This is a genomic window from Arthrobacter sp. Hiyo1, from assembly GCF_001263615.2.
Classification (GTDB): Bacteria; Actinomycetota; Actinomycetes; order Actinomycetales; family Micrococcaceae; genus Arthrobacter.
Map to the genome: position 1 here is coordinate 30,393 of NZ_DF952480.1, position 7,332 is coordinate 37,724.

General features: G+C 57.1%; 5 protein-coding genes and 1 pseudogene. All 6 read right to left on the minus strand.

The window, feature by feature from the left end:
• Nucleotides 1-152 precede the first annotated feature (152 nt).
• Nucleotides 153-992: an alpha/beta fold hydrolase gene (locus tag AHiyo1_RS23440; RefSeq protein ID WP_148667754.1), complete on the minus strand. Its 840-nt coding sequence runs from the start codon at nucleotides 990-992 to the stop codon at nucleotides 153-155.
• Nucleotides 993-1,275: 283 nt separating this feature from the next.
• Complete coding sequence (locus tag AHiyo1_RS23445) at nucleotides 1,276-2,247, minus strand: LysR substrate-binding domain-containing protein (RefSeq protein WP_084784701.1); 972 nt, start codon at nucleotides 2,245-2,247, stop codon at nucleotides 1,276-1,278.
• A gap of 27 nt (nucleotides 2,248-2,274) precedes the next feature.
• Nucleotides 2,275-3,150: a sugar phosphate isomerase/epimerase family protein gene (locus AHiyo1_RS23450; protein WP_084784702.1), complete on the minus strand. Its 876-nt coding sequence runs from the start codon at nucleotides 3,148-3,150 to the stop codon at nucleotides 2,275-2,277.
• Nucleotides 3,140-3,877, minus strand: coding sequence for an ABC transporter permease (locus AHiyo1_RS23455; protein WP_059390223.1), 738 nt, complete (start codon nucleotides 3,875-3,877; stop codon nucleotides 3,140-3,142). Before AHiyo1_RS23455 ends, AHiyo1_RS23450 begins: the two co-directional genes overlap by 11 nt.
• A 170-nt stretch (nucleotides 3,878-4,047) precedes the next feature.
• Nucleotides 4,048-5,970: an ATP-binding cassette domain-containing protein gene (locus tag AHiyo1_RS23460; RefSeq protein WP_172465738.1), complete on the minus strand. Its 1,923-nt coding sequence runs from the start codon at nucleotides 5,968-5,970 to the stop codon at nucleotides 4,048-4,050.
• An 898-nt stretch (nucleotides 5,971-6,868) separates the two neighbouring features.
• Nucleotides 6,869-7,332 (minus strand): annotated as a pseudogene (locus AHiyo1_RS23465) (transposase); the annotation flags it as partial.

Here is a 7,332-nt window from a genome sequence, read left to right on the forward strand (position 1 = left end):
ACTTGGACCGGGCCCGGCAGGAGCAATGTGGCCAGCTCGCCGTGGAGATCACCACTTAACGCGACGGGTATAAGATCCCCACCGCCGAAACCCTGCCAGTGCCCAAGGAACACCAGATCAGGGGAGTGGGGGCCGAACTTACCGCGCGGGTCCTAGTCGCTTTCTACTACCTTCCCATCCAGTTTCAACAACCACCGTTCAACGTCAGCTGTGAACCGCTCCGGCTGTTCTTGGTGAAGCCAGTGCCCTGATCCGGAGTAGACCAATGAGGAGCTGGACGGGTTGATGCACCGAACTAGGTCTGCTTCCGCGCGGACGTGGTCGCGATGGAAGGAGAGGACAGGAGCCTGACGGTTGAGGAGGTGTCGGTCGCTCTGAGGTTGCAGACGTAGCCCTTCCGGTCCCAATGCAAATTCTCGCATTGTGTTCTGAAGAACGTGCTGGGGAGCGCCCAGAGGTCGTCGTACATGCCATTCCTTGAGGTGATCTGGGGTGGAGGCTGTCTCTATAGAAGCAAAATGGGCGCTGGCCACTTCAGCGCCCTGAGGACCGGCGAGCCGGGCAGCAAACTCTTCAAACCTCGCCCGGTTCTCTTCGGGCAGACCATAGGAGGGGTCAACAGCAATCAGCGCGTGCACGGCTTCTGGAATCTGGGACGCCAGGGCGACTGCGACCTCTGCCCCCGATGAATGTGCCATCACTACGACTCGGTCTACTTCGAGATTCTCGAGGAGGGCTGCGACATCAGCAGCCATAATTTGCGGGGAGTAGCCGTCGGGTGGTGCTGATGAACGACCATGTCCTCGGAGATCGACGGCGATAGTGCGGCAACGTTGCCGCAGGGCAGGAAGCTGGTAAATCCAGTCGTCAGAGTCACACAACCAGCCATGGATTAGCAGCGTGGGTACAGACATTGAACAACTATCGGTCGCAGCTCTCTGCGCCAGCGGTAGCGAGTCTGTAAAGAAGAGCCGGGCAGTGTCAGTGATCATGAATGACACTGGTACTCATACCTGCCCGTCGGGCAGCGTCGTTTCCCCACTTGGGGTTCCTCCGTACTGTCAGGGCCCTGGTAAAGCCCGCTTCCCCGGGGGACTCTGCGCGGTTCACGGGGAGAGCCTGTGAAGGTGTTCAACTGTAGACAGTCTCATCGGGTTCGTGCCTTTCTTTTGGGAGCTTTGTAAAATTGTGACCGCCACTTCGGAGTTGATTAATGGAGACTCGCATGGGCGCGGCATTGGTTAAGCAGATGACAAGTACGCATGATTGGATTATTTATTTGATCGCCGCTATATCTGCATAGAGATCCAACAAATAGCGGCGATCGTATTCACTGTCCGACATCGGTTCGGCATTAGTTACCAAATCCTTCTTCACCACGTCAATGAAGTTAAGTACCATTGGGCGACGGTCAGTCGCGCGCCATATCAACGTCAGGGGGGGTGCCATGACTCGGTGACGGAGGGGACGCATGACGACGTCCATTCGCCCGCTCATAGAAGAAGGTCCCGGTGCGACACCCACCCCAATCCCTGCCGCAACCAAACTGACAACCGTATTGATACCCTGAACTCGCGCAACGACGAGCGGCTCGAATCCTGCCGCTCTACATACCAAATGCCAGTACTGAGGAAAGCGCTCCTCTAGCGGGGAAAGAATGAATTTCTCTTTGGAAAGCAGCCGCGGATCCACGACGGGCGCAGAGGAAAGCCGGTGACTTCGATGAAGCACAACATGCGTGGTGTCTTTGGTCAACCTCAATGCCAGAAGGGAGCCAGACGTTACAGTGGTGGCGAGAGGAGGGCGGCCGAATGCAACATCAACGCTTCCTGCACTTAATGCCGTCATGGCGTCTGCCGTTTTCCGGAATTCCCGGGGTTCGACCGTGACATCCGGCCAGCTTCCTGCGAATACACGTAACGCATTGGGGAGGATAGAAGTGAGCGCAGAGGCAAGGAAACCGACATTGAGGTGGCCAAGTTCCCCGCGCTCCGTACGACGCGTCTCTCGCTGAGCGGTTTCAATGGATTCCAGAATGGTGCGCACATGCTCTGCGAAGGTTCGTCCCGCAGGGGTGAGTTTGGAACCGTTTCGATTCCGGGTGAAGAGCTGAACGCCAAGCTCCTGCTCTAAACTTTTGATCTGCAGTGACAGGGGCGGCTGCTTGATTCCCTGCGAAGCTGCAGCCCTACCGAAATGCTCGTGCTCCACTAAAGCCATGAAATAGCGGAGCTGTCGAAGTTCCAAACCTCGTCTCCTCTCCGATCCGATCAGTTAGCTGGCGATGAGTGCCCCCCAGCCGGGCGCCCCCAGCGCATTCAACACCCCTGCGTTGTATTTCAGGGTGCTGAGGGGATCACGTTCGGTACTCAGGTCTTCCAACGAGATCCAGCCATTGTAGCCTCCTGCTTCCAACGCCAACAGGAAGTCTTTTACGTTTACCAAGCCTTCATCTAGCGGTGTCCAGCGGTTGCGCCACTTCTGAATACCATTTGCGCGCAGTTCATCAGGAAATGCCGCCGCATTCTTTAGGTGCACGTGGTGGAGGTAGGGGCCTAACAGGTCCATTCCGATGCGGTGATCTTCATAACCTTCATACACCATGTTCCCAACGTCGTATATGACCCCAATGACGGCTGGATCAAAATTTGAGACCAATCGGTGGACAAGGGAAGCGCTGGCGAAGATCGTGTTGTGGTGGATCTCGACCGCAATACGGATTTTACGCCGAGCTGCTTCTCGTTCTGCAATGCAGAAGAAACTCAAGGCTTCGGCGAACAGCCTCCGATAAGTAGGTCCCCCAGGGCTAAACCGAGAGCCCTGCACCCTGATCTGGGGTGCACCTGCTGAGACGGCCATATCTAACGCGGCAACTAACGCGTTTAAGTTACCCATCTCGACATAGGGTGCCAGACCAACAACCGTCAGCCCTGCTTCTTCGCACCAAAGCCTTGCTTGTGCGCCGGCGCGTGGGTCAAGAGGCAGCGTACATTTATTGCCCTGGAGGAATGAATTTGCGGTGCTGGACATTGCATGCGGCGCTTCACCAACTTTCCATTCCACCCCCTTATATCCGGCATCACTTAAGGCAAAAATGGCTTCTTGTGGACTCAATGTCGGCAGAGCAACGGAAGCGTAACTATACTTCATGGTGTCGGACCCTCCGTATTGATTTTGTTACGCCGGACGCGCCGCTTCGCCATGGGATGACAATCTTTTCCAGTGTGACAATAATTTGGATGAAAACGGCGCCAATGAGCGCGGCGAGTACTATACCAACAAACATCGGATCGGGTTGAAGTAAGGTCCATGACGTCCAAATAAGTTGCCCAAGCCCATTGTTAGCACTGACGAACTCCGCGGCGATTATTACAACAATTCCAAGGCCGGCAGCAACCTTCAGACCAGCAAATATCTGACTGAGTGAGCCTGGAAGGATAACGCGTAGAAATAGTGTGATGCCCGTGGCACCGCAGGACCGTCCAGCTTCGATCAGTTGCGTATCCAGACTGCGCACACCAGATTCTGTGCTGATATATACCGGAAACACCACAGCAAAAAAGACCATAATCACCAAGGGAACGTCGCCGAGCCCAAACAGGAGCAGCAACAAAGGGAGGACTGCGATTTTTGGCACGGCGTACAGAGCTGCCAGGGTTGGATTTAGGGCCGCGCGCATCAGCCGCGACATCCCAAGGACGAGTCCGAACGCTATCCCTACAACTGCTCCAATAACGTATCCGATGACGAGCCGCTGGATGGTCGCGAATGAGTCGCCTGTCAGCATCCCCGTACTAAGCATCTTCCAGCCTTGTTCGAGAACACGAGTGGGCTCAGAGAACAGCCGTACGTCGAGGACGCCGAACTGAGATGCCATCTGCCAAGCTGCTAGGAGTACAACAGGCGTTATGACTCCTGCTATGAGATCCCTTCTGCGTCTGCGGATCTCTCGTTGCAGTAGTCTGCTCGCGACGTTCTGTCGTCCTTCGCTGGGCTGCCGCTCGATCACGTTGCTTCTTACAGAGTCAGAGGTGGCTGGTGTTGACTTCATGAGTTGCTGCTTTCGATTAGGAGTCCCGCTGCGACCTCGTCACGGAGGGAGTCCCACAAGGTGGCTTTCAGTTCGGCAAATGCAGATGAACCTACGAGGCGGGCGTCCCTGGGACGATCGAACGGGACCTCAAGGTCATCGCGAACACGGCCAGGGCGCGAAGACATCATGATGATTCGGTCTCCTAGCAGGAGTCCTTCGTCGAGGCTGTGGGTAACGAACACCACGGTTTTACGGTGCTGTTGCCATAGGTCGAGAAGTTGCTCCTGCATTAGGGCACGAGTTTGAGCGTCGAGGGCCCCGAGAGGCTCGTCCATGAGCAGAAGGTCGCTTCCCGACGCAAAAGCTCTGGCAATGGCCACCCGCTGGCGCATTCCGCCGGACATCTGATGAGGATAGCTGTCAGCAAATCCGCGGAGACCGACCTGCTCGATCCAGTAATGGGCAGTCTCGTTGCGCTCTTTCTTAGAAATTCCGTCTATTTCGAGCGGGAAGGTGACATTGCGCAGCACGGTTCGCCAAGGAAAAAGACCTCCCCCCTGAAATACCATTGCCGGGCGAGTCGGATGCGTAGCGCGGTCTATCTCACACAAACCCTCATCGGCTTGCTCAAGACCACCGATGATCCTCAGCAACGTTGATTTTCCACAACCTGAGGGACCAAGGAGGCATACGAATGATCCAGCGCTTACCGAAAGGCTAACGTTTTCAAGAGCATGTGTAATTCCGGCGGGGCCGATGAATGATTTGCTCACCTCCTTAACAGCGATATGTGGCTGGATCAAGGTTTGGTCAATGGGATTCATTTTCGTTTGCAAGTAAGTCACCCTTTCGGCAAAGCGGGGCAAACAGAAGATGCCGGGAGATTTTGGGAGATGCTGGTGTCGATCAACTGATCCATCGGCAGAGGGTCTTTGTACTCGAGTTGGCCCGTCCTTAGCCACAAATCTTGCATCTGCTACATTGCTCGTACTGGGGGCCATATCAAATGCATAGAATGCGGTTGCTTTGATTTGCGCACTCGGCACGCCGAGTGCGGCTGACAGAATTGCTAGGTTTTCATCGCTCTTGGCCACTTCCGGGCGTAGGTCACACGCCGCCCGTGCCATAGCTGCGTAGAAGCCCTTCGCGCTCGGGCTGGAGCTGAAGGCGGAGTTGTACATCATGGCTGCAACCCCAGAGCCCGCAGGGAGGGGCGCAAAGTTCACAGCGACTCCTTGGCTTATTGCCTGGGACGCGTAAGGTTCGACGCCGACCGCTGCATCGACGGCTCCCGTCTTCAACGCAGTGGCGGTATCGGCCACCCCGACGTTGACGGCTTTGACATCGCTCACGCTCAGACCGCCAGTACGCAACACCCTGTCCGCGAAATAACTCAAAGCGGCTCCTAGGCCCCCGGTCAACGCCATGGGATGACCTTTAAGATCTGAAATGGACTTCACTTGGCCGCTGTCCACCAAGGACTTCCGGACTAGTAGACCGCCGGGGGCTGGTCCGGAGCCGGGCTCGGGCATAACGTTCCCCCCTCCGACAATTTTCAGGTCCAACTTCTGGTGGATGCTATTGAAGTAACCAGCGGACAGACCCGCCTGAAGCACGTTAAGCCGGCCGGTGGCTACCAAGCTCATCCCGGTGGCCCCGCTTGCAATGATTTGATCCTGTACTTCGATGCCATTTTGGGCGAAGTAGCCCTTTGCCATTGCGATGTATAGGGGAGCATTCGAGAGGTCCTTGGTATGTCCCACGGACACAGTCTGGAGCCGGGGAGAGCTGCCTGCGGTGGCGTGGTCTCCTGCCCCGCATCCGGTGAGCGCGATCATCCCGACGGCCAGGACGGCAGCCAACAAGGGCGCATCCCTTCTCGGGGCTACCCCGAACACGGCCGAACGAATTCCCCTAAAGCTGGCTACTTTCAACACTCTGACCTCCATTGGTCATTTGCTCCAGCTCGTCTTGGTGGCGCATTAGCAAGCGGCAGGAGAGGAAACAGGATCTGTAGTCGGATCCCAATATCAGAGTGACACGAGATCTAATGACGGGATGAGGCGATATGAAACATGGTCGTTTTCAATAGCTTTTCCATATCGATGCCTTAAATCTCTCATCAAAATCCGCCAATCCTGCGCCTTCCAGGATCCTGATTGGCGGAACGGTCAGCTGGTAATACCAGCGGCCTCTGTTGATGGACCCCTGAAGTGGCGACAACCGGGTTCCGCGGAAGGGGCGGGTAGCTGGGTCTGCCCTGAACCGGCGCTGCCTATCCGCGCGCGTTCAAGTTTTCGCCCATTGGTAACCGTCCCAACAGCGCTCCCTTTGACCGGACGAAAGCGCACCGAACTGCTGCCGGTCATCAGCCGGCACTGATGGTGACACCACCGGCCGTGGTCAGGCAGAATATCATTTGCAGAGCGGTTCCATCGAGGGCCGCCGGGCTGTTTGTCATGGAGATTGATCACGCCCTGAACCGCGTTGGCGGTCTGCACTGAGTTGCGTCCCATCAGGACCGACGGAGCGTCCCAAGTAGTGTCGGTCAGCCATGCGGGCACCAGTGCGATGGGAAGGCCGACTAGGGCCGGCACAAGAGCAGGCAGACAAACAGGTCCTGTCCGGCGGAGTCGACTGCGCGTCCGTATGCTCTCCAGGCCTGCGTGAACCGGGGGACGATGTGGCCAGCACGGCGGGCGGCCAGTGCATCATCCTGACGTAGCCGAGCGGTTTCCACCCGTTACATTTATTCCCCGAGAGCCGGGGATTTGGTCGCTGGACCCGGTATGACTTTCTTGCCCTGTCACTGATGATCCGAATCTTCTATATCTGTCAAGCCGCCCTCGGGACGGTTTCGTTAGGGGTGTGGAGGGCGTTCAGGGTGCGATAGAGGTGCCGCGCGAGATATCTCTTGAGGATGCGGCGGATCTCTCGGGGGTTCTTGCCTTCGGCTTTCTTGCGTTCGGCATTGGCCCGGGTGGCGGGGTCGTGGACCATCCTGACGACGGTGGCCATGTGGAGTGCACTGTTGAGGCGCCTGTCGCCTCCTCTGTTGAGTCTGTGTCGGACTGTGTTCCCCGACGATGCTGGGATGGGATTGACCCCGGCCAGAGCGGCGAAGGCGGCCTCCGAACGTACCTGGCTAGATGCGACCAAGCCGTGTAGACCACGGCGGCGGTCACGGTCCCGATTCCTGTTTCCTCCAGAAGCGGAGCGGCGGGGCTGGACTCCAAGAGCTCCGTGAACGGGTGAGATTGTCCTTTAGCTCGGCGTCCAGCGTGGTGATGCGCTTGGCG

Bases quoted from the DNA above. Each gene is read 5' to 3' on its own strand.
- AHiyo1_RS23450 (WP_084784702.1), bottom strand. From the start codon at position 3,150: ATGAAGTATAGTTACGCTTCCGTTGCTCTGCCGACATTGAGTCCACAA.
- AHiyo1_RS23455 (WP_059390223.1), bottom strand. From the start codon at position 3,877: ATGGCATCTCAGTTCGGCGTCCTCGACGTACGGCTGTTCTCTGAGCCC.
- AHiyo1_RS23440 (WP_148667754.1), bottom strand. From the start codon at position 992: ATGATCACTGACACTGCCCGGCTCTTCTTTACAGACTCGCTACCGCTG.